Source organism: Herbidospora solisilvae (genome assembly GCF_009901565.1).
Lineage (GTDB): Bacteria > Actinomycetota > Actinomycetes > Streptosporangiales > Streptosporangiaceae > Herbidospora > Herbidospora solisilvae.
The window spans coordinates 587790-610875 of the sequence record NZ_WXEW01000003.1 but is presented as its reverse complement, the minus strand read 5'-3'; the positions used below and the strand labels follow the sequence as shown (position 1 = coordinate 610875).

22 protein-coding genes and 1 pseudogene are annotated in these 23086 nt (G+C 70.1%); 8 read left to right on the top strand and 15 right to left on the bottom strand.

Annotated elements, in window-relative coordinates; translation table 11 throughout:
- Window positions 1-65: 65 nt before the first annotated feature.
- From GT755_RS12645 to GT755_RS12635, 3 genes are all read left to right on the top strand, one after another.
- The gene (locus GT755_RS12645; protein WP_161479892.1) at window positions 66-728 is read left to right on the top strand and encodes an SDR family NAD(P)-dependent oxidoreductase; all 663 of its coding nucleotides are present in this window, start codon (window positions 66-68) and stop codon (window positions 726-728) included.
- The gene (locus tag GT755_RS12640; protein WP_161479891.1) at window positions 725-1702 is read left to right on the top strand and encodes an S-adenosylmethionine:tRNA ribosyltransferase-isomerase; all 978 of its coding nucleotides are present in this window, start codon (window positions 725-727) and stop codon (window positions 1700-1702) included. Before GT755_RS12645 ends, GT755_RS12640 begins: the two co-directional genes overlap by 4 nt.
- A gap of 100 nt (window positions 1703-1802) precedes the next feature.
- On the top strand, window positions 1803-2342 hold the full coding sequence (locus GT755_RS12635) for a DUF11 domain-containing protein (protein ID WP_161479890.1): 540 nt from the start codon (window positions 1803-1805) through the stop codon (window positions 2340-2342).
- Window positions 2343-2402: 60 nt separating this feature from the next.
- Here the strand turns inward: GT755_RS12635 and GT755_RS12630 are convergent, their stop codons facing one another.
- Both GT755_RS12630 and GT755_RS12625 read right to left on the bottom strand, forming a co-directional pair.
- Window positions 2403-3449: an ABC transporter permease gene (locus tag GT755_RS12630; RefSeq protein ID WP_161479889.1), complete on the bottom strand. Its 1047-nt coding sequence runs from the start codon at window positions 3447-3449 to the stop codon at window positions 2403-2405.
- Window positions 3446-4351 carry an ABC transporter ATP-binding protein gene (locus GT755_RS12625; protein WP_161479888.1) on the bottom strand — a complete coding sequence of 302 codons (906 nt, stop codon included), beginning with the start codon at window positions 4349-4351 and terminating at the stop codon, window positions 3446-3448. The genes GT755_RS12630 and GT755_RS12625 overlap by 4 nt, the downstream gene beginning before the upstream one ends.
- 206 nt (window positions 4352-4557) lie before the next feature.
- Between GT755_RS12625 and GT755_RS38570 the strand changes: the two genes are divergently transcribed.
- Window positions 4558-5196, top strand: coding sequence for a hypothetical protein (locus GT755_RS38570; protein WP_202609917.1), 639 nt, complete (start codon window positions 4558-4560; stop codon window positions 5194-5196).
- A 53-nt stretch (window positions 5197-5249) separates the two neighbouring features.
- Here the strand turns inward: GT755_RS38570 and GT755_RS12610 are convergent, their stop codons facing one another.
- Together GT755_RS12610 and GT755_RS12605 are read right to left on the bottom strand one after the other, a co-directional pair.
- A complete protein-coding gene (locus GT755_RS12610; protein WP_161479885.1) occupies window positions 5250-6131 on the bottom strand; it encodes a lysophospholipid acyltransferase family protein in 882 nt (293 codons plus the stop codon).
- On the bottom strand, window positions 6128-6856 hold the full coding sequence (locus GT755_RS12605; protein ID WP_161479884.1) for a GNAT family N-acetyltransferase: 729 nt from the start codon (window positions 6854-6856) through the stop codon (window positions 6128-6130). The genes GT755_RS12610 and GT755_RS12605 overlap by 4 nt, the downstream gene beginning before the upstream one ends.
- A 145-nt stretch (window positions 6857-7001) precedes the next feature.
- On the opposite strand from GT755_RS12605, the gene serB reads away from it, so the two are divergent.
- Window positions 7002-8222: a phosphoserine phosphatase SerB gene (gene serB / locus GT755_RS12600; RefSeq protein ID WP_030456208.1), complete on the top strand. Its 1221-nt coding sequence runs from the start codon at window positions 7002-7004 to the stop codon at window positions 8220-8222.
- On the opposite strand, the gene GT755_RS12595 is transcribed toward serB, so the two are convergent.
- From GT755_RS12595 to GT755_RS12575, 5 genes are all read right to left on the bottom strand, one after another.
- The gene (locus tag GT755_RS12595; RefSeq protein WP_161479883.1) at window positions 8206-10281 is read right to left on the bottom strand and encodes an FUSC family protein; all 2076 of its coding nucleotides are present in this window, start codon (window positions 10279-10281) and stop codon (window positions 8206-8208) included. The genes serB and GT755_RS12595 overlap by 17 nt on opposite strands.
- Window positions 10265-10723 carry a SixA phosphatase family protein gene (locus GT755_RS12590; RefSeq protein ID WP_328794320.1) on the bottom strand — a complete coding sequence of 153 codons (459 nt, stop codon included), beginning with the start codon at window positions 10721-10723 and terminating at the stop codon, window positions 10265-10267. The genes GT755_RS12595 and GT755_RS12590 overlap by 17 nt, the downstream gene beginning before the upstream one ends.
- A gap of 326 nt (window positions 10724-11049) precedes the next feature.
- Complete coding sequence (locus GT755_RS12585) at window positions 11050-13350, bottom strand: sodium-translocating pyrophosphatase (RefSeq protein WP_161479882.1); 2301 nt, start codon at window positions 13348-13350, stop codon at window positions 11050-11052.
- A gap of 455 nt (window positions 13351-13805) precedes the next feature.
- Window positions 13806-14261: an ATP-binding protein gene (locus GT755_RS12580; protein WP_030456212.1), complete on the bottom strand. Its 456-nt coding sequence runs from the start codon at window positions 14259-14261 to the stop codon at window positions 13806-13808.
- A 2-nt stretch (window positions 14262-14263) separates the two neighbouring features.
- On the bottom strand, window positions 14264-14614 hold the full coding sequence (locus tag GT755_RS12575) for an STAS domain-containing protein (protein ID WP_030456213.1): 351 nt from the start codon (window positions 14612-14614) through the stop codon (window positions 14264-14266).
- A 158-nt stretch (window positions 14615-14772) separates the two neighbouring features.
- Between GT755_RS12575 and GT755_RS12570 the strand changes: the two genes are divergently transcribed.
- The gene (locus GT755_RS12570) at window positions 14773-17109 is read left to right on the top strand and encodes a DEAD/DEAH box helicase (RefSeq protein WP_407929405.1); all 2337 of its coding nucleotides are present in this window, start codon (window positions 14773-14775) and stop codon (window positions 17107-17109) included.
- On the opposite strand, the gene GT755_RS12565 is transcribed toward GT755_RS12570, so the two are convergent.
- From GT755_RS12565 to GT755_RS12540, 6 genes and pseudogenes are all read right to left on the bottom strand, one after another.
- Window positions 17088-17453, bottom strand: a complete 366-nt coding sequence (locus GT755_RS12565; protein WP_328794319.1) for an Rv3654c family TadE-like protein — start codon at window positions 17451-17453, stop codon at window positions 17088-17090. The two genes, GT755_RS12570 and GT755_RS12565, sit on opposite strands and share 22 nt — an antisense overlap.
- A 39-nt stretch (window positions 17454-17492) precedes the next feature.
- The gene (locus tag GT755_RS12560; protein ID WP_161479879.1) at window positions 17493-17855 is read right to left on the bottom strand and encodes a TadE family type IV pilus minor pilin; all 363 of its coding nucleotides are present in this window, start codon (window positions 17853-17855) and stop codon (window positions 17493-17495) included.
- A complete protein-coding gene (locus GT755_RS41090; protein WP_328794318.1) occupies window positions 17852-18136 on the bottom strand; it encodes a DUF4244 domain-containing protein in 285 nt (94 codons plus the stop codon). Before GT755_RS41090 ends, GT755_RS12560 begins: the two co-directional genes overlap by 4 nt.
- A gap of 271 nt (window positions 18137-18407) precedes the next feature.
- The gene (locus tag GT755_RS12550; protein WP_328794317.1) at window positions 18408-19136 is read right to left on the bottom strand and encodes a type II secretion system F family protein; all 729 of its coding nucleotides are present in this window, start codon (window positions 19134-19136) and stop codon (window positions 18408-18410) included.
- A gap of 379 nt (window positions 19137-19515) precedes the next feature.
- The gene (locus tag GT755_RS12545; RefSeq protein ID WP_328794316.1) at window positions 19516-20232 is read right to left on the bottom strand and encodes a type II secretion system F family protein; all 717 of its coding nucleotides are present in this window, start codon (window positions 20230-20232) and stop codon (window positions 19516-19518) included.
- Between the two features lie 937 nt (window positions 20233-21169).
- A pseudogene (locus GT755_RS12540) lies at window positions 21170-21508 on the bottom strand (ATPase, T2SS/T4P/T4SS family); the annotation flags it as partial.
- 91 nt (window positions 21509-21599) lie between these two features.
- On the opposite strand from GT755_RS12540, the gene GT755_RS12535 reads away from it, so the two are divergent.
- The gene (locus tag GT755_RS12535) at window positions 21600-22103 is read left to right on the top strand and encodes a hypothetical protein (protein WP_161479878.1); all 504 of its coding nucleotides are present in this window, start codon (window positions 21600-21602) and stop codon (window positions 22101-22103) included.
- Window positions 22104-22427: 324 nt separating this feature from the next.
- Window positions 22428-23027 (top strand): DUF4352 domain-containing protein, encoded by a 600-nt coding sequence (locus GT755_RS40535; RefSeq protein ID WP_161479877.1) that lies wholly within the window; start codon window positions 22428-22430, stop codon window positions 23025-23027.
- Window positions 23028-23086 lie beyond the last annotated feature (59 nt).

Here is a 23086-nt window from a genome sequence, read left to right as displayed (position 1 = left end):
AGGCCTAGGTCCGGCGGGTCTCGGGCCCGATGTGCCGGAACGCCCGCGTTCCTAGCGTTGACGGCATGAAGAACGCACTGATCACCGGGGCCTCCCGAGGGCTCGGGCTGGCGCTGGCCACCGAGCTCGCCAAGGACGGATGGCGCCTGACCCTGACCGCCCGGGGCGCCGACGACCTCGCCGAGGCGGCCGGGCGTCTCGGCGCGACCGCGATTCCGGGCGACGTGGCCGATCCCGCGCATCGGGAGCGGCTGGCGGAGGCCGTACCGGACCTGGATCTGCTGGTGAACAACGCCAGTGGGCTGGGAGCCGTGCCCCTGCCGCCGCTGGGCGACTATCCCGTCCCGGTCCTGCGGCAGTTGCTGGAGACCAACGTGGTGGCGCCGCTGGCGCTGACGCAGGCGGTACTGCCCGCGCTGCGCCGGCGCAAGGGGGCGGTGCTCAACGTCTCCTCCGACGCCGCCGTCGAGGCCTACGAGGGGTGGGGCGGGTATGGCGCCTCCAAGGCCGCGCTGGAGCAGATCTCCAACGTGCTGGCCGTCGAGGAGCGGGACGTGGCGGTCTGGTGGTTCGACCCGGGCGAGATGCGGACGCGGATGCTGGCCGACGCGATCGGGCCGCAGGAGGCGGGCGAGGCGCCGCTCCCCGACGAGGTCGCGCCGCTGATCGTCAAGCTGGTCGCCGAGCGCCGGCCCAGCGGACGCCACACCCGGGGGAGCCTGGCATGAGCATCGACTTCGCCCTGCCGTCGGTCAACGAGGCCCACCGGCCGCCCGAGGCCCGCGACTCGGTCAAGCTCATGGTCTCCGACCGGCGGACCGGCGCGATCACCCACCACGCCTTCACCGATCTGCCCGAACTGCTCGACCCCGGCGATCTGGTCGTGGTCAACAACTCGCGCACCCTCCCGGCCGCCGTGAAGCTCGACCGGCTCTGGGTGCACTTCTCGACCGAGTTGCCCTGGGGAGAGTGGCTGGTCGAGCTCCGGCGCCCGGAGGGCACCACCTACAGGGGCGGCGCACCGGGCGAGTGGTTGCCGCTCCCGGGCGGGGCCACGCTGCGGCTGGTCGAACGTTCCACCCCCCGGTTGTGGAAGGCCCGGCTCGACACCGACGTCATCGGCTACCTGCAGCGGCACGGCACGCCGATCCGCTACTCCTACGTCGACCGCGACTGGCCCATCGACGACTACCAGACCGTGTTCGGCCGGATCCCGGGCAGCGCCGAGATGCCCAGCGCCGGGCGGCCGTTCACCACCCGCCTGGTCACCGACCTGGTCGCAAGGGGGATCACGATCGCGCCCGTCACCCTGCACACGGGGGTGGCCTCACCGGAGAAGGACGAACCGCCCTACGCCGAACGGTTCGACGTCCCGGCCGCCACCCGGCGGCTCGTCGCGATGACCAAGGAGAACGGCGGCCGGGTCGTCGCGGTCGGCACGACGGTGGTCCGGGCGCTGGAGACCGCCCACGACGAGGGCTGGACGTCGCGGATCGTCTCGCCGGAACACCCGCCCCAGGTCGTCGACGCGCTGCTGACCGGGCTGCACGAGCCCAGGTCCACGCATCTCATGATGTTGTCGGCCGTCGGGGGCGCCGATCTCGTCATGAAGTCGTACGAGGCCGCGCTCGACAACGGCTATCTGTGGCACGAGTTCGGCGATGTCCACCTCATCCTTGGAACGCACCGAATCGACGCATAAAAGATCTTTCGAAGTTCAGCCGGGGAATGGTAGGAAATCCTCTCGAGTATCACGGGGGTTCCTTCTCTCTCCCCGTCTGTTCATTGGGAGAACACAACACATGCGCACTGTCACGCGCGCGATCGCGGGGGTCGCCCTGCTGGCTGCGGCGGCCTTAGTCGCCCCGGCCTCCGCCTCGGCCACCACCGCCGACGACCCGTGGTCGCTGTTCAAGATCACGAAGCTGTCGTACACCAAGAAGGCCAAGCCGGGTGGCTACGTCACCTACACCTTCGAGGTGACCAACAAGGGCCCGCACGCGGCCGACTACTTCGACGTCGGCGGGGTCCTGCCCCCGCACGTCGACCTCAAGAAGAAGATCTCCTACGGTTCCGGCGACGAGCTCAAGTGCTACATCGACGGACGGAACTTCTTCTGCCCCAACGACTTCATCCTCGAGGTGGGCGACTCCACCTGGGTGAGTCTGCGGTTCCAGCTCAAGAAGACCGCCAAGGGCACCCAGACCGGCAAGGTCGGCGCCTGGGTGTACGACATCCCCGCCGGCGCGGAGAACCTCGACCGGGCCCGGCTGCGCGAGCAGAACCTCAAGGGCTGGGAGATGATGCGGACCGTCAAGACCGCGGTGGTCAAGAAGAAGTAGCGGCACCCCAAGGCACCCCCAGGACCCGCCGTCGTGGCCGCGACGGCGGGTCGCCGCTTTCTAGACGCTGTCCCAGCGGAACACCTTCATGGCGATCAGGCCGATGACCAGCCCGAACGCCAGCACGATGCCCAGTTCGGGCAGCACCGACAACGGCCCCTGGCCGCGCACCATCACATCGAGCAGGCCCTGGTTGAGGTGCTTGAGCGGGAAGACGTTCGACAACGTCTGGAGCCAGCCGGGCGCGGCGTCCAGCGGGATGAACGAGCCCGACAGGAACGCCATCGGCAACACGATCAGGTTGGCGATGCCCGACGCGGCCTCGGCCGACTTCGCCAGCCCGCCCGCGACCAGGCCGATCGCCATGAACGTCAGGGTGCCCGCGACGACCAGCGGGATCGCCATCCACCAGTAGGCCGACAACTGCAGCCCGAAGAACGGCAACGAGGCGACGACCAGGAAGATCGCGGTCTGGATCAGGGCGATGGCGACGCTGACGCCGACCCGGGCGCCGACGACCGACCCGAGTGCGACCGGGGCCAGCCGCAACCGGCGCAGGATGCGCTTCTCCCGCCAGGTGACCAGCGTGGCCGCCGCGCCGAACGCGGCGCCCATGGCGATCGCCCAGCTCAGCAGGCCGGGCGTGACGTATTGGATGGCTTTGAGCGAGTCGTCCTCGACCTGCTGGGCGGTCATCGTGAAACGTTGCGGCACCCCGACGGCGTTGGCCTGCGTGACGACCTGCCGCAGCACTCCCTGGACGGTGCCCGACCGCACCTGGTCGGCGGCCGAGTAGGAGACCTGGAGGGTGTCGCCCTGCTGACTGATCGCCGCGACGACGTCGCCCTCCCTGACCTTCTCCCGCGCGGCGGCCGGGTCGTCGCTCTTCTGGATCTCCAGTACGTCGCCCAGCCCGGCCGCGCTCTGCTCCAGCAGCGGCACCCTGCCGACCTGGATGACCGCCATCTTGGAGGTGCCCATGTCGCTGAAGATGCCGCCGAACAGGACCAGGAACATCAGCGGGAACAGGATGGAGAAGAACAGGGCCGACCTGTCGCGGAACCACCCGAGCAACATCGCCCGTGACAGGGAGGTGAAGGCGGTCACGCGCGGTACTCCCGTCCGGTGAGGTTGAGGAAGACGTCTTCGAGGGTGGCGCCGCGCACCTGGATGCCGGTGAGCAGGTTGCGCTCGGCCAGCGCGGTCAGCACCCGGGCCGGGTCGTCGGTGCCGATGGTGACCGAGACCCCGTCGTCGTCGACGGAGGCGCCGGGGCCGGCGATCTCGGCGGCCGACTCGACGCTGAGCGTGCCGGTCTCCAGGCTGATCCTGGTGACCGACTCCAGGCCCCTGACCAGGGAGGCCGGGGGACCGAGTTCGAGGACGCGGCCGTCGTCCATGATGGCGACGCGGTCGCAGAGCGACTCGGCCTCGTCCATGTAGTGGGTGGTCAGCACGACCGTGCGGCCGTTGTCGTTGATCTGGCGCAGCAGGTCCCACAGGTTGCGCCGGGCCTGCGGGTCGAGGGCGGCGCTCGGCTCGTCGAGGAAGACGATGTCGGGATCGTGGACGAGCGCGCAGGCGATGGAGAGCCGCTGCCCCTGACCGCCCGACAACCGTTCGGCCGGGGTGTCGGCCTTGTCCTCCAACCCGACCTGGGCGAGCATCTCGTCGGCCTTCTTGGCGGCGACGCCGTACAGGGAGGCGAAGGTCCTGATCTGCTCGCGGGCGGTGAGCCGCTCGAAGAACGAGGTCGCCTGCAGCTGTACGCCGATGCGCGTCAGCAGCTTGGGGTTGCGGGGCCAGGGACGCATGCCGAGGACCTCGACGGCGCCGGAGTCGGCCTCGCGGAGGCCTTCGACGATCTCCAGGGTGGTGGTCTTCCCGGCGCCGTTCGGGCCGAGGATGCCGAAGAACTCGCCCTCTTCGACGGAGAACGACACGCCGTCGACGGCGCGCACCTGACCATAGTGTTTTCGCAGATCATTGACGATGATCGTGGACCCCATGGGGCGAAGACTACCCACGTATGAAGGTCGACGGGCGATTCGCCCCAACCTGCCCCAGAAGCCCCCTCCAGCCCTTGAGTGTGGATTTTGCACTATCGGTAACCGACGTCACAGGATTCACATGCGTCGACGGGTATTTCTGATCTTGCACCCCTGCGAGGCCGAACGTACGGGGCGCTTCTCTCAGACAACCCAAAGGAAAAACAGTGATTCACCGACTCAAGATCGGGTCTTCGTGCTCGCCGGCCAAGGGGTCCCTCGCGGCCGCCGTGGCGACGGCGGCGCTGATGGCCGGCGGCCTCCTCGCGATGGCGACGCCGGCGCAGGCGAGCGAGGTCCAGCCGGTCACGCCGCAGTACGTGGCCGAGGCGCAGACGTCCAGCTGCAACCACTGGAGCTGCGACCGCTACCACCACTACAAGTACAAGCCCAAGCCGCCGTGCGTGATCTGCAAGGGCCGTCCCGGCCCCCCCGGACCGCCCGGACCGCCTGGACCTCCCGGACCTCCCGGACCTCCCGGAGGTACCGCGCGCTCGATCGACACCGTGTTCCAGGGCAACCTGAAGTTCATCGGCTACGCCCCCGGTAACGGCTCCACGCTGATCCGTGACCCGCGCACGGTCCCGACGTGGCACAGCCTCGGCACCGTGCAGAACTACCCCGGGAACGTGACCGGGGTTTCCCTGGCCCGGATGGGTCGTGACGTGCACGTCACCGTCGTCACCGCCACCGGCCAGATCTGGCAGACGGCGTGCCGGGTCCGTCCGACTCCGGGCACCGGGATGAACCCGGCGTGGCCCGGCAACTGCTCGCCGTTCGTGAACCACACGCCGCCGAACGGCTGATCGTGAAGTAGGAGGACGGGCGATCAGGCCTCATGGCCTGGTCGCCTGTTCGTTTACGAGTGCGGGCCGGTGAACGACGTGCCGAGGGCGGTCCTGACCTGTGCCTCGGCCACTCCGGCCAGGGACCGCCGCGTCTGGCCGGTCCCGGCGACCGGGGGGAACATCGTCACCTCGACGGTCATGTGCTTGGTCGCGGCCACCCGGGTGATCGACCCGATCAGGGAGTCGCCGCCGACGTAACAGGGCCGGGCGGAGGTGGCGTCGTCCTCCAGGTAGCGGATCGTCGCGGGGCGGACGGCCGCGCCCGCGTCGATGGCGGCCTGGAACAGGGCCGGGCGGAAACCCCCCATGCTCTGGCCGCACCACGTGGTGCCCTCGGGGAAGGCGACCACGGTGTCGCCGGCGCGCAGAGCCACGGTGACCTCGCCGACGGTGCGGGGCAGCAGGCTGAGCCGTTCACGGTCGATGAAGATGGCGCCCGAGCCGGCGACGAGTGTGTTGATGAGCGGCCAGCGGGCGATCTCGCTCTTGGCGAGCAGGCGTGCGGGCATGACGGCCGCCATCACGAGCGGATCGAGCCAGGAGATGTGGTTGGCCACCATGAGGGCGCCGGCCCCGTCGGAGACCGTCTTGACGGCCACGGCCGCGCCGCCGACGAAGGCGAAGCCCTGGGCCACCGTGACCTTGATGCCGAGGGCCCGCAGCAGCAGCCGCGACCAGGCCATGGTCACCCGGGCCAGGGTCTCGGCCGAAAGCCGCCGCGCGAACACCGCGAAGACGACCCCGGCCATGAGCACGACGACGGCGCCGGTCAGCCGTGCCGCCTGGCGCACCACCCCGGCCGGACGGCGGGCGGGCGCCACGCAGGTGTCCGGCTCGCAGGGCGCCAGCGGCAACCAGGGCGTGAGCGCCCTGACCGGCGCCGTGATGGTCATGCCGCCTCTCCCAGGAAGTGCCGCAGGTAGCGGGTGTCGACGTTGGCCAGCGAGAGCAGCACGAAGAAGTCGGCGGTGCCGAAATCCGGGTCGTGGGCGGGCGCGCCGCAGATCCACGAGCCGAGCCGCAGGTAGCCGCGCAGCAGCGGCGGGATGACGAACCGCTCCGGCGGGACGCCGCCGACCCACGGCCTGCGCGGGGTGACGCGGTACTCCTCCGGCCCGAGGTCGATGTTGGCGACCACGCCGGCCGCAGCCGCGCCGTTGTCGTCGAGGGGCACCGAGCAGCATCCGGCCAGCCAGGAGTGACCGCCGCCGACCATGTAGTGGGCGATGCCCGCCCACATCAGGCCCATCACCGCACCGCCCCGGTGGTCGGCGCGCACGCAGGTGCGGCCCACCTCCACCAGGCCGTCGCGGACGCCCGCCAGCCGGCCGGTGTCGAAGTAGCCGTCGGAGTACATCCGGTCGGTCCGCCCCGGGGGCAGCATCCGGTAGGTGCCGACGACCTCGGTGCCCGCACGCACGATGAGGTGGTCGCAGTAGGCGTCGAACCGGTCGGCGTCGAGCCCGGACACCGGGGAGTCGAGCCGCGCGCCCATCTCCCCGGCGAACACCTCGTAGCGCAGCCGCTGGGCCGCCTGGACGTCCGCGGCGCTGGTGGCGAGGCTGACGGAGTACCGTCCGCGGGCGTCCGTGAGGTGGAGTTCCCTCTCAGTCTTCATGACTGAAATGACGACATGAGGAAGTGACGAAGATCTCTCACTTTTCGGGCGTGTCGGCGTCCGCATGGTGAACCTGGTGTACGGCCCCGGTACCAGGCCCAGTAGCGTTGAGGCGACGGAACCGTCCTACGCCCAGAGATCCGGGATGAAACAGCGCACTCTTCTGATCACGCTCACCGGTCCTGACCGCCCTGGGGTCACCTCCCGACTCTTCTCCGTACTCTCCGGTTTCCCCGTGACCGTCGCCGACGTCGAGCAGGTGGTCATCCGCGGCCGCCTGACGCTGGGCGTCCTGGTGGCCTACGCGGGAGGCAAACCGAAGGGCACCGGTGAGACCATCGGCGGCCTGTGGACCGCAATCGAGCAGGTCGCCGCCGACCTGGACATGGACCTCGAACTCACCACCGGGACGGCCTCCAAGGAGGCCCGCAGGCGAGGGCGCCTGCACATCTCGGTGCTCGGCAACCCGCTCACCCCGGCCGCGATGGCCGGGATCACCGGCCGGATCGCCGCCAGCGGGGCCAACATCGACCGCATCGAACGCCTGTCGTCCTACCCGGTCACCTGCATCGAGATGGCCGTCTCCGGCGCCGACCCGAAGACGCTGCGGTCGGAGCTGGCCATCGAGGCCAGCCACCAGCAGGTCGACGTGGCGGTGCAGCGCACCGGCATCCTCCGCCGCGCCAAGCGCCTGGTGGTCATGGACGTCGACTCGACCCTCATCCAGGGCGAGGTCATCGAACTGCTGGCCCGTCACGCGGGCAACCTCGACGAGGTGGCCCGGGTGACCGAGGCGGCGATGCGCGGCGAACTCGACTTCGCCGAGTCGCTGATCCGCCGGGTCGCGCTGCTGGAGGGCCTGCCGGAGGAGGTCTTCGAGAAGGTCGCCAAGGAGGTCGTGCTCACTCCCGGCGCCCGCACCCTGGTCCGCACGCTGAAGCGGCTCGACTACAAGTTCGCCATCGTCAGCGGCGGGTTCACCCAGATCACCGACACGCTGGTGGCCGACCTGGGCATCGACTACTCGGCCGCCAACACCCTCGAAGTGGTCGACGGCCGGCTGACCGGGAAGGTCGTCGGCGAGATCGTCGACCGGCCCGGCAAGGCCCGCGCCCTGGAACGCTTCGCCGCCCAGGCCGGGATCGCGGTCAGCCAGACGGTCGCGGTCGGCGACGGCGCCAACGACCTCGACATGCTGGAGGTCGCCGGGCTCGGCATCGCCTTCAACGCCAAGCCGGTGGTCCGGGCCAAGGCCGACACCGCGCTGAACGTGCCCTATCTCGACTCGATCCTCTACCTGCTCGGCATCTCCCGCGAAGAGGTCGAGGCGGCCGACGCCGAAGACGGCCTCACCGGTCTCCGGTAGCCAGGGTCACCACCCGCGCCGAGTCGTCGGCGAGGGCCTTGAGCGCGTGGTCGGCGGCGGCCGCGTGCAGCAGGGCCCTCCTGACCTCGGTGCGGGAGTCGACCGGGTCGGTCTTCAGCTCGTCGAGCCGTCGCAGAGCCAGCTCTCCCAGCCACTTCCGCAGGTCGGACAGCGTCTGGTCGACGTCACCCTGTGACTGGTAGGGCTCTCCCTCCTGTACGGCCACCGCCCCGCCCTCCAGCCGATCGGCCACCGCGTGCAGCACGGCCGGAGCCGGGCCGACGTCGTTGCCCGGGTCCTCCCGCAACACCGAGGTCAGCGTGATGAGGCCGTCGCGCACCCTGGTCACCTCTTCGAGCAACTCGGCGACGTGCCCCGTCTCCCCCGCGCCGGGCTCGTGCGCCATCGCCGCGATGCCCTGCCCGACCGCGTCGGCCATGTCGGCGGCCCGCCGGATGGCCAGCTCGGCCGACCCCTCGGGCCGTCTGCCGCGGGTGGTCTCGGCCAGCGTGCGGGCTGCCAACGCGTGCGCCCTTAGCAGGTCGGCCAGCCGCCGCCGGAGCCGCACCGCCTCGCCGCGCGGCCAGAGCAGCCGCACGCAGGCCAGCGCGATGGCCCCGCCGAGCACGTTCAGCCCGATCCGGAACCCGGCGATCTCCCAGGTCTGGATCGCCTGGATGTCGATCAGCAGCAGCACGCACATGGTCATGAACGTGGCCCAGTAGACGTAGTGGACGGCGTACAGGCCGAATCCCAGGCCGGCGCTGACCACGATCAGGGCGGCGAGCCAGCCGTACCCGGGGGCGATCACCAGCACCACGGCGGCGACCAGCGCCCCGGCGATGCTGCCGCCGACGCGGGCTCCTGCCTTGTCGAGGGTCTCGCCGTAGGTGGGCTGGATGGTCAGCAGCACGCCCAGCGCCAGCCACTGCGCGTGCTCCGGCGTGAAGATCGCGATGATCACGCACGCCGTGGCGGTGCCGAGCATGGCCCGCAGCAGATGCCGGAAGCCGGGGTCGTCCCTGGTCAGGCGCATCGATGGGGATCTCGGAACGATCATGATGGCGTCGGTGACCGGGCTCTCCACGGGCAGCCGCGGGATCGGGATCAGCCCCGACCTCAGCTTCATCGCGGGCATCCTCGCCTGGTCGAGCGTGGCCCTGATCCGGGTGGCGGCGTGGTCGACCTGCCGCAGCAGCACCAGCCGCAGCAGGGTCCGCTCGTCGTCGGGCCGCTCGCCGCGCAGTTCGTCGACGCGGGCGGCGAAGTCGACCTCGACGATCTCGACGTCGTCCTGGAACAGGGCGCGGGTGCGCGCGGCCAGCTCGGCCGTCAGCGGCTCGATCTCCGCGCGCAGGCCCGCCGCCTCGGCGAGTTCGCGCAGCGTGATGGCCTCGTAGAAGACCCTCCGCAGGGCCGTGGTGACCCGCTCGGCGTCGCGGGAGCGGCGCTCCCACCGGTGCCGGGCGCAGGCCGTGCGGGCGCTGTGGAGGGCGGCCGCGACCTGGTCGCGCAGCTCCTCCCGGCGCTCGCCGTCGAACGTCGCGTCGAGCAGGTCGGCCAGCAGGCCGGAGGCCTCGGCCAGGGTCGCGGCCAGCGGCCGGGTCCGCCGCCAGGCCCACGGCAACGTCAGCAGGAAGGCCGCCAGCAACCCTCCGACCACCTGGAGGACCAGGTGGGGGACCGGGTCGACCGGCAGCGGGTTGGCCGCCGTCAGCAGCAGCGCCAGCGGCGCGGTGAAGCCCACCACCGGGAACCGGATGGCCAGCGCCGCCGCCGCCGTCGCCACGGGCACCAGCAACCAGTCCTGCCCCACGAGCAGGGCACCCAGCACCGACCCGGCGGCCAGCACGAGCACGCCGGCGAGCATGAAGGGCAGACGTACACCCGGCGGATCGGGGTTGGCCCTGATGGTCACCAGGAAGGCGCCGAGCGCCACCACGCCGCCCTTGGCGGGGTGTCCGGCGGCCAGCCCGACGATGAGCGGGATGAGCAATCCGGCCGCGCCGACGAGGCCGTAGCCGACGGCGAGGCCGCGGTCTCTAAGGCTGGTGGCCATCGACCAGGGTGCCGGTGCCCAGGTCGAGCTCCTCCCACGGCCCCGGCAGCTCGATCACCGCGAACGCCCCCGGCTTGAAGGTCTCGGTCTGCGGCCCCGACAACTGCACGACCAGGTCGTGGACCGAGGGGTTGTGCCCGACCAGCACCAGCGTGTCGACCTCGGGATCGGTCCGCCGGACGATCTCGATCAGGTCGTCGGTGTAGGCCTCGTAGACGTCCCGCTCGAACTCGATGGGCACCCCTTCGAGCCCGAGGAGTTCGGCCGTGAGCCGGGTGCGGGCCGACGGCGACGCCACGATCAGGTCGGGCGTCAGCCGCGCGATCAGCTCACCGGCCTCGCGGGAGTTGCGCTCGCCACGGTTGGTCAGCACGCGGTCGAAGTCGAGCACGCCGGGCGTGTGCTCGGCCTTGGCGTGCCGCAACACGATGAGCTTCTTCACGCGGTCAACTCCCCGTTTCAGGGCATCGCCCACATGGCGAGGCCGACGATCACGGCGAACATCAGAGCCATGCCGAGCAGAATGACTGCCAGGCCGCGGCCACCCTTGTCGTTCATGAAAGTCGAGTCTATGGACGTGGGGCGGGCCCCCCCCCCCGGGGGGGGGGGGGGGGGCCCCCCCCCCGGGGGGGGTGGGGACCCCCCCCCCCCCCGCGGGGGGGGTGGGGGGGGTGGGGGGCCCCCGTTTGGTTACCTCATTGGGGCTTTTTGGCGGGGGGGGCCCCCCCCGGCCCGGGGGGGGGGGGGGGCCCGCCGCCGGCCGGAGGTCTAGCTGACCACCGGCTCCAGCTTCTGCTCGTTGTCGGTGTTCGGCTTGTCGATCGTCACCGAGCGCCGCTTCGACGCGACGATCGCGCCGATCACGACGACCACGGCCACGACCGTCACGCCGACCCGCAGGGCGACGTTGTCGAAGTAGGTCACCACGGCCGGGGCGATCAGCAGCGCGACCAGGTTCATCACCTTGATCAGCGGGTTGATGGCCGGACCGGCGGTGTCCTTGAACGGGTCGCCGACGGTGTCGCCGATGACCGTCGCGGCGTGGGCCTCGGAGCCCTTGCCGCCGTGGTGGCCGTCTTCGACGAGCTTCTTGGCGTTGTCCCAGGCGCCGCCCGAGTTCGACAGGAAGACCGCCATCAGCGTGCCGGCCGCGATGGCGCCGGCCAGGAAGGCGCCCAGCGGGGCGTATCCCAGCGCGAAACCGACCGCGATCGGCGTCATGACGGCCAGCAGACCCGGCGTCGCCAGCTCACGCAGCGAGTCTTTGGTGCAGATGTCGACCACGCGGGAGTAGTCGGGCAGTTCGGTGCCCGCCATGATCCCGGGCTTGCTGCGGAACTGGTCGCGTACCTCGAAGACCACCCGCATCGCCGCGCGCCCGACGGCCATGATCGCCAGACCGGAGAACAGGAACACCACGGCCGCACCGACGATCAGACCGACGAGCACGTTCGGCGAGTCGACGCTCAGCGAGAAGTTGGAGAACCCGCCGAGCATGTCTCTCACCGCCGGTGACGCGCCGGCCAGCGCCCCTTCGACGGCCGTCCGGAACGAGCCGAACAGCGCCGTCGCCGCGAGCACGGCGGTCGCGATCGCGATGCCCTTGGTGATCGCCTTCGTCGTGTTGCCCACGGCGTCGAGCGAGGTCAGCACCTGCGCACCCTCGCCCTCGACGTCGCCCGACATCTCGGCGATGCCCTGGGCGTTGTCGGAGACCGGGCCGAAGGTGTCCATCGACACGATCACGCCGACCGTGGTCAGCAGACCGGTTCCGGCCAGGGCCACCGCGAACAGCGCCACGGTGACGTTGCCGAAGCCGAGCAGGAAGGCGCCGTACACGGCGCCGCCGATCAGCAGGGCCGAGTAGACGGCCGACTCCAGGCCGACCGAGATGCCCGACAGGATGACGGTCGCCGGGCCGGTCAGCGAGCTCTCGCCGATCTCCTTCACCGGACGGCGGTTCGTCTCGGTGAAGTAGCCGGTGAGGATCTGGATCGCGCTGGCCAGCACCAGGCCGACGAGCACCGCGCCGATGGCGATCCAGCGCGGGTCGGCGTCGAGGTTCTGCACGCCGCCGTTCAGCTCCGAGAAGCTGCCCGGCAGGTAGAGGAACGCCGCCACGGCCACGAAGACGGCCGAGATGATCGCGCTGATGAAGAAGCCGCGGTTGATGGCGGCCATCGCGTTGCGGTCACCCGCCCGGGGCGCGGTGATGAAGATGCCGATGATCGCGGTGATGACACCGATCATCGGGACGATCAGCGGGAACACCAGGCCTTCGGTGCCGAACGCCGCCTTGCCCAGGATCAGCGAGGCGACCAGCATGACCGCGTACGACTCGAACAGGTCGGCCGCCATGCCGGCGCAGTCGCCGACGTTGTCGCCCACGTTGTCGGCGATGGTCGCCGGGTTGCGCGGGTCGTCTTCGGGGATGCCCTGCTCGACCTTGCCGACCAGGTCGGCGCCGACGTCGGCGGCCTTGGTGAAGATGCCACCGCCGACTCGCATGAACATCGCGAGGAGGGCGGCGCCGAAACCGAACCCTTCGAGGACACTCGGCGCGTCGCCCTTGTAGGCGAACACCACGATCGCCGCGCCCAGCAGGCCCAGCCCCACGGTGAACATGCCCGCCACACCACCGGTGCGGAAGGCGATGCGCATCGCCGTCTTCTCACCGGACTCACGGGCCGCCGCGGCGACGCGGACGTTGCCGCGCACCGCCAGCCACATGCCGATGAAGCCGGTCAGCGCCGAGAACAGCGCGCCGATCACGAAGAAGACGCTGCGCCCGATACGCACCCCCGTCGTCTCCGCCGGGAGCAACAGAAGCACCAGCGGGATCAACACGACAAAGATGGCAAGCGTCTTGAACTGCCGGGTGAGATAGGCGGCGGCGCCCTGCTGAACGGCTTTCGCGATGTTCTGCATGCGCTCGGTGCCCTGACCCGCCGCGAGGACCTCGCGTACGAGCCCGCCCGCGACAGCGAGGGCGAGAAGGGCCACGGCCGCCACCACGACCACGAGGGTGAGGTGACCACCGCTCAGGGAAACCGCCGCGCCGTCATCCACGGCTAGAAAATGTGCAGGAACAGACAATCCGTCCTCCTCGGCCAGACGGGTAGGTCCTGCCCGGGAGTGGCTGCCCCAAAATGTTACGGCTGCCCCGTAGGAGGAGAGCTCCGGCGGCGCACTTCCGGGTCATTGGCAGTGCCGCTTCCGGTTGCGTTCCGCAATACCTTGGCCGGTGCCGGGTACTCTACGCAGCGCTTCGCCATATATGAACCCCCTGCGCCCCGCAAATTGGTGAACAGATCGGCTGCGGATTGGGCATCGCCGTATGTCGAGGGGATTGCGCACAGGTAAAAAGAGGCTCCCGCATGACAGGGAGACGTGACTTCGAGGCAGATTCCAAGTCGCGAGACACGACCGGCCTGGGGCCGGCCGGATCTCGTGTCTTTGCAGCAAAGTCAGGGCGCGAGCCACAGCCGGCCTTCCGCCGGCCGCGTCTCGTGTCTGCGTCTTGCTTAGACGGCAGCCAACCCGTTAGGGGTGGGGGCGGCCGGCCAGCTCATTCGAATCTTCACGCCGGTGGGGCCGGGTGAGACCTCGACGTCGTCGGCCAGGCCCGCGATCACCGCGATCCCGAGGCCGGGCATCTCGGGCACTATCCCGAGCATCGCGTCGACCAGCCGGTAGCCGTCAGAGGAGTCGACGGCCTTGAGGTCGTCGCTGGGGGCGGCGTCGGTCACGGTGACCTCGAACCGCCCCGAGTCGTCTTTGAGCTCGATCCGGATCGGCTCCCCCGGACAGTGGAGACGATGTGCCTCCACGGCCCGGGAGCACGCCTCTCCGACGGCGAGCCTTACTTCGTCCAGCAGCGCCTCGGCCACCCCGGTGCGCCGGGCGATGGCCGTCGCGACCAACCGAGCGGTGCGCACGTGGGCCGGTAGCGCGCTGAACGTCAGCTCGACGGTGGCCATGACTACTTGTCTCGGCCGTGGGCTTCCTTGGCCTCCTCCACAGAGGCGTAGATCCCGAAGACCTTGGTCAGTCCGGTGATCCGGAAGATCTTCAGGATCCGCTCCTGAGTGCAGACGAGTTCCAGGGAGCCATCGTGCGCCCGCACCCGCTTGAGCCCGCCGACCAGCACACCAAGGCCGGTCGAGTCGAGGAAGTCGACCTTCTCCATGTTCACGAGAAGGTGGAAGTTCCCCTTGTTCACCAAATCGATGAGCAGCTCACGCAATCTGGGCGCGGTGTAGACGTCGATCTCACCCTCAACCTCGACGATGGTGAGTCGGTCCTCGGTACGGTGGTCCAACTTCAGATCCACTGATCCTCCAGCGCCTTGCCTGCGTAGGTCCCGATGCGGATCGTGCATCCTAGGAAAGCACGACCCCGACGCGCGGCATTCAACCACGCCACGCCCCTGTGTCTATACGAAATCACGACTCCGGGCGACTCTCCCCCGAGATGCCAGGATGGAAACCCATGACTTCGCCGACATCCCCAGCTCTTCCCCGAGAGCGTACGCCAAACCGGGGCGGCCCCCTTCTCGACCGTCTGGTCACGGTCCCGGGCCGCCACGGGCGGGTCACTCATGTGGAGCATGTTCCGGCACGTCAGGCAGGTCAAGCCCAGTGGCCATCCTGGGTTCCGCCGCAGGTGCGGGAGGGATTCGAGGGACTCGGGATACAGGGGTTGTGGAGTCACCAGTCAGAGGCCGCCGACCTGGTGCATCGTGGCCAAAACGTGATCATCGCGACCGGCACCGCGTCGGGGAAATCGCTGGCCTATCTGGTGCCGGCGGTGACCGAGGCACTGTCGGGCGGGACCGTCCTCTACCTGACTCCGACCAAGGCCCTGGCGGCCGACCAGCTCCGGTCGGTGAGCGCGCTGGGCGTCCAGGGCCTGCGCGCCGCGACCTTCGACGGCGACACGCCCCATGAGGAACGGGCCTGGGTCAGGCGGAACGCCAACTACGTCCTGACCAACCCCGACATGCTGCACCGCTCGATCCTGCCGAGGCATTCGGCCTGGACGTCGTTCTGGCGCCGCCTGCGCCTGGTGATCGTCGACGAGTGCCACGGCTACCGGGGCGTCTTCGGCTCCCACGTGGCCCAGATCCTGCGCCGCCTTCGGCGCGTCTCCGCCAAATACGGCGCCTCCCCCGTCTTCTTCCTGGCGTCGGCCACGGCGAGCGACCCGGCGACGACCGGCATGCGCCTGACGGGCCTCCAGATGGCCGAGGTGACCCGGGACGCCTCGCCGAGAGGCACGACGACGGTCGCGTTGTGGGAACCGCCCCTGACCGATCTACGCGGCGAAGGTGGAGCTCCAATTCGCCGGGCCGCCACCGCCGAGGCCGCCGACCTGCTGGCCGACCTCGTGGTCGACGGGGTGCGGACACTGGCGTTCGTCCGCTCCCGCCGGTCGGCCGAGACGGTGGCACTCACGGCCCGCGGACACTTGGAGGACGCGGGCGTCCCGCTGGCCGACAAGATCGCCGCCTATCGGGCGGGCTACCTGGCCGAAGACCGCCGCCTTCTGGAGAAGGCCCTGCGGTCGGGCGACCTGCTCGGCGTGGCCACGACCAACGCCCTGGAACTCGGCGTCGACGTGTCGGGCCTCGACGCCGTCCTGATCGCCGGCTGGCCCGGCACCAGGGCCAGCCTGTGGCAGCAGGCCGGCCGCGCCGGACGCGACGGGCAGGACGCCCTCGCGGTGCTGATCGCCCGCGACGACCCGCTCGACACGTATGTCGTCCACCACCCGGAGGCCCTTTTCGGCCGCCCGGTCGAGGCGACCGTCCTCGACCCCGACAACCCCTACGTGCTGGCCCCTCACCTGTGCGCCGCGGCGGCCGAGGTGCCGCTGACCGAGGCCGACCTGGAGATCTTCGGCCCCTCCGCGGCCGGGGTGCTCGACGACCTGGTGGCCGACGGCCTGCTGCGCCGCCGCCCGACCGGCTGGTTCTGGACCAGCCGCGACCTGGCCGCCGGCCTGGCCGACATCCGGGGGTCGGGCGGGTCGCCGGTGCAGATCGTGGAGACCGACACCGGACGGCTGCTGGGCACCTGCGACGAGGCGTCGTCGCACACCTCGGTGCACACCGGGGCGGTGCACATCCACCAGGGCGAGACGTTCGTGGTCGACGAACTCGACCTGGAGATGGGCGTCGCCCTGGTCACCCCCGGCACCCCCGACTACTCGACCTTCGCCCGCGACGTGACCGACATCGCCGTGATCGAGTCGCTGCGCTCCCACGCCCTCGGCCCCGGGGAACTGCACTTCGGCTCGGTCGAGGTGACGAGGCAGGTGGTGTCCTACATGAAGCGGCGGACGTCCACCGGCGAGATGCTCGGCGACGAGCCCCTCGACCTGCCGCCGCGCAGCCTGCGGACCAAGGCGGTGTGGTGGACGCTGCCGCCCGAGTCGCTGCCGCCCGGCATCGGCGACCTGGGCGGGGCCGCCCACGCGGCGGAACACGCGTCGATCGGTCTGTTGCCCCTGTTCGCGACATGTGACCGGTGGGACATCGGAGGCGTCTCGACCGAACTGCACCCCGACACGGGACGCCTGACGGTCTTCGTCTACGACGGGCACGCCGGCGGCGCCGGATTCGCCGAACGCGGCTTCGGCAACGCGGTGGCCTGGCTGACGGCGACACGCGACGCGATCGCGTCGTGCGAGTGCGGCCACGGGTGTCCGAGCTGCATCCAGTCGCCGAAGTGCGGCAACGGCAACGAGCCGCTGAGCAAGCGCGGAGCCCTGGAGCTGCTGGACGTTTTACTGGGCGATCCCGCTCAGCGTTCCGCCTTGAGGTAGACGGGCCCGGCCCGCGACGTGGCCGACGCCTCGCTTTCCTTCAACCCCGGAAACCGCAACCGGACCCGCGCCGTCACCTCCGACACCCCGCCCTCGATCTCGCATGATGCGATCCGGGCGTCGTTGGCGGCGACCACCTCCGCCGCCCGCCCACACGCCTCACCGGGGGCCGCGACGGCCAGTTCGGCGGCGGCCAGGGCGCCCAGGTCGGCGGCGGTCCGGGCCGTGTGCACGGCCACTCTCGCCATCCCGACCTGGACGAGCACATAGGCCACCCCCCACACCACGGCCATCACCGCGACGACCCAGACGGTCGCCGACCCCCGATCACGTCGCCCGCTCACTTCACCGGCACTCACCATCACCCGTCGCCTCCCGCCTTCTCACCGACCGACCGTCACGCCCTTCTCGGTCGCCGAACTCGCCGACGCCGACACCGCCACCTCGGGCAGCACCACCGCCCAGGCAGGCCGGACCCGAGCCCGCACCGTCACCTCCGTGACCGCCGCCCCCACCGTCACCTCGACCGTGGCCCCGGCCGGCGCCACCGCCATAGCGCCCTCGCGCACGGCGGAGACCTCGTCTCCCCTGGCCGCGGCCCGCGCACCGGCCCGGGCGGCGTCGACGCACTCCAGCCGGGCCCCGACCACACTCACCGCCCACAGGGCGGCGCCGAGGACGACCACGAGCGCGGGCAACGCCGCGGCCATCTCGGCGGTGACCGAACCGCGCTCACGCCGGCTCATCCGGCCAGCGCCAGCGCCTTCTGCACGAGCGAGACGAGCATCTGCTGGACGTCGGGCGAGGTCACCACCTTGAACAGCAGCCCCGCGAACCCACAGGCGGCGATGGTGCCGACGGCGTATTCGGCGGTCGACATCCCCGCGTCGGCACGCCGATCTCCCTTGGGCTCCGACAGCACCCGAGCCGCCCGGGCGGCCGCCTCCCGCAACCGCTCGGCGGCCTGAGCCCGCTTGGCCTCGGCGGTCGCGCGGGTCCACGAGATGCCTTGGGTCTTGACGTTCACGCGTCCTCCTGACACCGGCCCGGACCGTCCGTTCCGGCGGTGCCAGCCTGCCGATCGGACCGGCCTTTCCACCGGGATCAGCCTCGGCCTGTGGAAAACGAAAGACCTGTGGATAACTCAAAAGACCTGTGTGTACGGGGAAACCGAGCTCAAAATCCACATGGAGAGCCAGCGTTATCCACACCTGTGGATAACTTCCGTCCACACCCTGTGCAGTACCGCCTGCCGGTGTGGAAAACCTCGCGCAAAGATCATGACAGCTTGCCCGGGATCAGGGCGCGAGAACCTGGGTCGCCAGCCCCGCGACGACCGGGATGATGCCCAGAAAGCAGAACGCCGGCAGGAAACACACCCCCAGGGGCGCCACCGCCTGAACCCCCACCCGCCGCGCGGCGGCCGAAGAGGCGGCCCGCCCGGCCTGCCGGGCATCCTCGGCGACCCGGGTCAGCACATCGGCGACCGGCGCGCCCGACTCGACCGCCCGCGCGATGGCCCTGGCCAGCAGAGCGAGCGCGTCTTCGGCGGCGAGCCCCCGCCACACCTCGACGGGATCGGCACCCAACCGCATCTGCCCACCCGCCCACCGCAACCGCTCACCCAGAGGACCGTCGACGACCCGCGCGACGATCTCGATCGCCCCCACGAGCGGCTGACCGGCCCGCAGGCACTCGGCCATGAGATCGGCGGCGAACGGCAGATCGGCACGGACGAGCTCCCTATGACGGCGATCTTGGGGAGCCTCCTTCCGCCTGAAGTGGACGACCACGGCCCCGGCCAGGAGCACCCCCAACACGACCCCGGCCACCCCACCGACCACGAGCATGACCAGCACGAGCACCGGCCCCGCGACCAAGGCGATCCGGCCCGCCGGGTTCTCGACCGCGGGACCTTTCGCCTGCGGAGGATCGACCACCGCCTTGAGCCGCTCAGCGGCAGTACGCCGAACCGGCCAGCACATGATCGACAACGCCACACACAGACCGGCAAGAACCTCGACCACCACGCCATCCTTCCTGAGCCGATCTCAACCACGGGGAACCGGCGCCCACTTCACAGAGGTCCGGAGGCACTCCCTGAAGTGGAAACTCCTGAAGCGTGCACCGGCCTCATCGAGCCCGACGCCGGGCTACGACCCTGAGCTTCTGGCAAACCACCCGAGCGGGGTCCTAGCCCCACGCCGGGCTTCACGAGCGTCTGGCCAACCGCCCGAGCCGGGTTTTAGCCCGACGCGGGGCTGAGAGACGAGCGTTGGGCCAACCGTCCGAGCCGAATCCTGGGCTTCTACGCCACCTCGTGTCTGAAGACAGCCCAACCCACATCGATACCGACATCGCACCCCGGAGAAAGATCACTGAAGTGGAACCTGAAGCACCGCCCCATCAGCGGACACTGTCTTCGGCCTTCCGCACCATGCGGTCCGTCCACCGCAGCCCGGCCACATTGAGCAGCAACCCCACGACGAGACACCCGATCCCCGGCAGAGTCGTGAAGAGAAACGGAAGCGGCCGCATCCCCAACCCGGCCGCCATCAACAACCCGAGCGCGGGCAACCCCGCAAGCAGCCGGGCAGTGGCCCGAGGCCCGGCGAGTTGCGCCGAGATCTCCTGACGGTGGTTCTCCATGTCCCGCAACGCCCCACCCACACGCTCGACGAGAGGCGCAAGCCCACCACCCACGCTGACCCCCACCTCCCAGCAGGACGCCAGCCGCCGCAACCCTTCACCTCCCACGGGAGGCGCCGCATCGGTCAACGCCGCCGGGACATCCCCGCCATCACGAGCCACCCGCGCGACCGGCCGAAGCGCTGCGACGATCTCCGGCGGTCCCTCGATGGAACCGATGGCCCTGGAAAGCGCCTCACCAGGGGTCCGCCCGGCCGCGAGCTCAGCCACGATCGCCTGACACAACTCAACGGTTCCACCCCGCCAGGCCCGCACCAGCCCTTTACGCGACCGCCTGGCCTTCAGCAGGTCGGGCAAAGAGAATCCGGGCCCGGCCTCCCGCGTCAACTGCGCCAGCCGCACCTCGGGAACCGAGGGCCCGGACCACACCCAAACCGCCAGCCCGGCGCATAACCCAACCAACAACGTGATCACGCCATCTCCAATCGCCCAACGCCCATCTGGCGCAGAGACACGCCCCAGGCCGTTCGCACTGACCTCGCTCATAGGCACGCCGAACCGCGCGCACCGGCCCCGCACATAGGCGACGCAGGCCACGCTCCAGGCCACGCCATACAAGTCACGCCCAAAGACCCTGCTGCAGAGGGACACACAGACCTACGCCGCAGCAACCGCGCAGACCGCCGCGGTCACTCCACAGCCGCAGCACAAACCACGCCCACAGACCGGGCCGCAACCATCAGGGCTTGCAGGCCACCCCTAAGGACCGGGCGGCGCAGACGCGCACAAACCACCGCCCAGACCGGCGCCGCCAGACCACGCAAGGCACGGAGCACAGACCACGCCCACAGACCACGCGCAAACACCCAGCCTTCAGGCCACGCCCCAAACACCGGGCGGCGCAGGCCCGCACTAACCACCGCGCAGACCGGAACCGCCCATAGCATGTCCAAAGGCCAAGCCGCGTACGCCCTACCGCACGACAGACGCCGCATCGGCCACGCTGCACAGCGACGCCCCAACGCCACGCCTTATGGACCAGGCGGCACAGACCTCGCCTCATAGGCAACGCCGCTACGCCGCTAGTCCACGCGCCAACGCCACGCCACCCGACGAACGCCCCGCCAGCACGCTGCACAGCTGACGCGCAAAAGCCACGTCGCATAAGCCACGCTGCACACGCGGGGCCTCCATGACGACCGCCATGAACATCGATAAGGCCCGGCCGTCGATGCTCGCCTCCTGGCTCCGCGCAGACCCTGCCGCCGTAGCGGAGCAGCACCACAGCGGCCGGTTGCCGCCGTTCGCAGAGGAGATCCGGACGCGGCGGGCGGTGCCGACCAGGCGAAGCCGTAACGAAGAAAGACCCCAGACCCGATCCCAATCGCAGCCACAAGCCGGAAGGCCCGCTTCACCTCCCCAGGCACCGTTCCCGCAGCGCCTCGAACGCCGCCCCCTCCCGCACCCCGCCCCGCCCGTCGAACGAAACCGCCGGCACCGCCTCGACAAACCCACCCACCCCCCGCCGCAACAAACAGATCTCCGCCACCCGCCGCACCCCCGTCCCGGAGTCCCGCACCACGTGGATCACCGCATCCAGCGCTGCCGCCAACTGGCTGTGCACCGCCTCCCGGCTCAGCCCCGCCGCACACGCCAGCGCCTCAAGCCGAGGCGGCACGTCAGCCGCCGTGTTGGCATGCAAGGTCCCGCATCCGCCCTCGTGCCCCGTGTTCAGAGCCGCGAGAAGGTCACTCAAAGGTCAGAAAACACCAACACTTTGCCTGGCATCACAATCGGGCCACAGACGCCATCGACCAGGGCCGTTCCCGCGTCTCTCTCACATGCCTGCACGCTGGTCTGAGATCGCGCCTCTGGCCGGAATCACAGTCGGAGTCATAGCCCTTGGCGCCGCAGGGATCGCCGCGCTCGCGGTCGCCCTCAGCCCCACGTCCCCAGCAGTAGCCCCTGCCGAGCCTCAGGCCGCCGTCTCCACGCCTCAACCCGACCAGCCCACTGCCGTCGTCGAGGAGGCTCCGCCGACTCCCCTCCCCGAGGTCGCCGGCGTCCGCCTCTCGGCCTCCGGTAGCGCCGCCGGGAAGACCGACCCGTTCACCACGGCGGGCCCGTGGGAGCTCCACTACACGCTGAACTGCTCCGGCACCGCGGTCCCGGAAGGAGCAGGCGGGATTAGCATCACCCTGCTGGAGGGGGCGCGATTCGTGGCCGGCCTGGTCGACGACCTCGGCGACCAGATCGACAGGCGCGTGCAGCGAACGGAGGTGGGCATATACGTCCTCGACGTGTCGGCGCCGTGCCCGTGGACTGTCGAGGTCACTTCCCTCTGAACTCTGAGCGCGGGCCGCTTGTAAATGGGAAATCGGCATGTCCGCAGGTCAGCGATCCTAACGATCTGGTCTCCCAGGATGGCCGAGGTAACCCGGCAAGGCGCACCATCCGTCACAGGAACGTTCCGAGTCCCCTGATCATGGAGTCCCGCGATGACTCAGCCGGGCCCTCACGACCCAAACCGGCCGCAACCTCAGCCGTGGCAGCCTCCGCCGCAGCAGCCGTACGGCCAGCAGCCTTACCCGCCTCCCGGGTATGGGTACCCGCCACCTCCGCCGCCCCCGAAGCGGAGTAACACGGCGGCCATCCTCATGATCTCCACAGTGGTCTTCGTTCTCGTCGTGGGTGGCTGCTTCGCGGTCGTCCTCAACATCGACACCGAGACCGCAGGTCGGGAAACGCTGGCAACCCCAAACCGCGGCCCGGCCACCAGCAAGCCAACCGCCCCGCCCTCCGACGCTGCTACCGCACCAGAGGAGCAGCCAGCCGGCGACGCGTCAGGAGATGGCCCGGCGGCCATCGGCTCCGCGATCACCCTGCAGGGGCTGGATTCCGACGTGCAGGTCGACGCCGCCGTGACGCAGATCTTCGACCCCGCCACGTCTGAAAACGACTTCATCAAGCCCAAAGCGGGGGCCCGCTGGGTGGCGGTGGAGATGCAACTGAAGAACACCGGGACGGCCGTCTACACCGACGCACCCAGCATCGGTCTCAAGCTGATCGACGCAGAGGGGCAGCAGTACTCGCAGACCTTCGGGGACGTCAAGGAAGGCGAGGTCTTCTCTTCCATCACGGCCAATCCGGGGGATACACGCAAGGGCGTAGTGCTGTTCGAGGTGCCGGATGGCGCCAAACTCGCCAAGCTGCAGTTCGCCCTGAATACCGGTTTCGCCAGCGAGAAAGGCGAGTGGGCGATCCCCTAGGAACCCGCCTAGCCCTATCTACCTGTGAAGTGCTCTTACAGAATAGGCCTCTCGCCCTA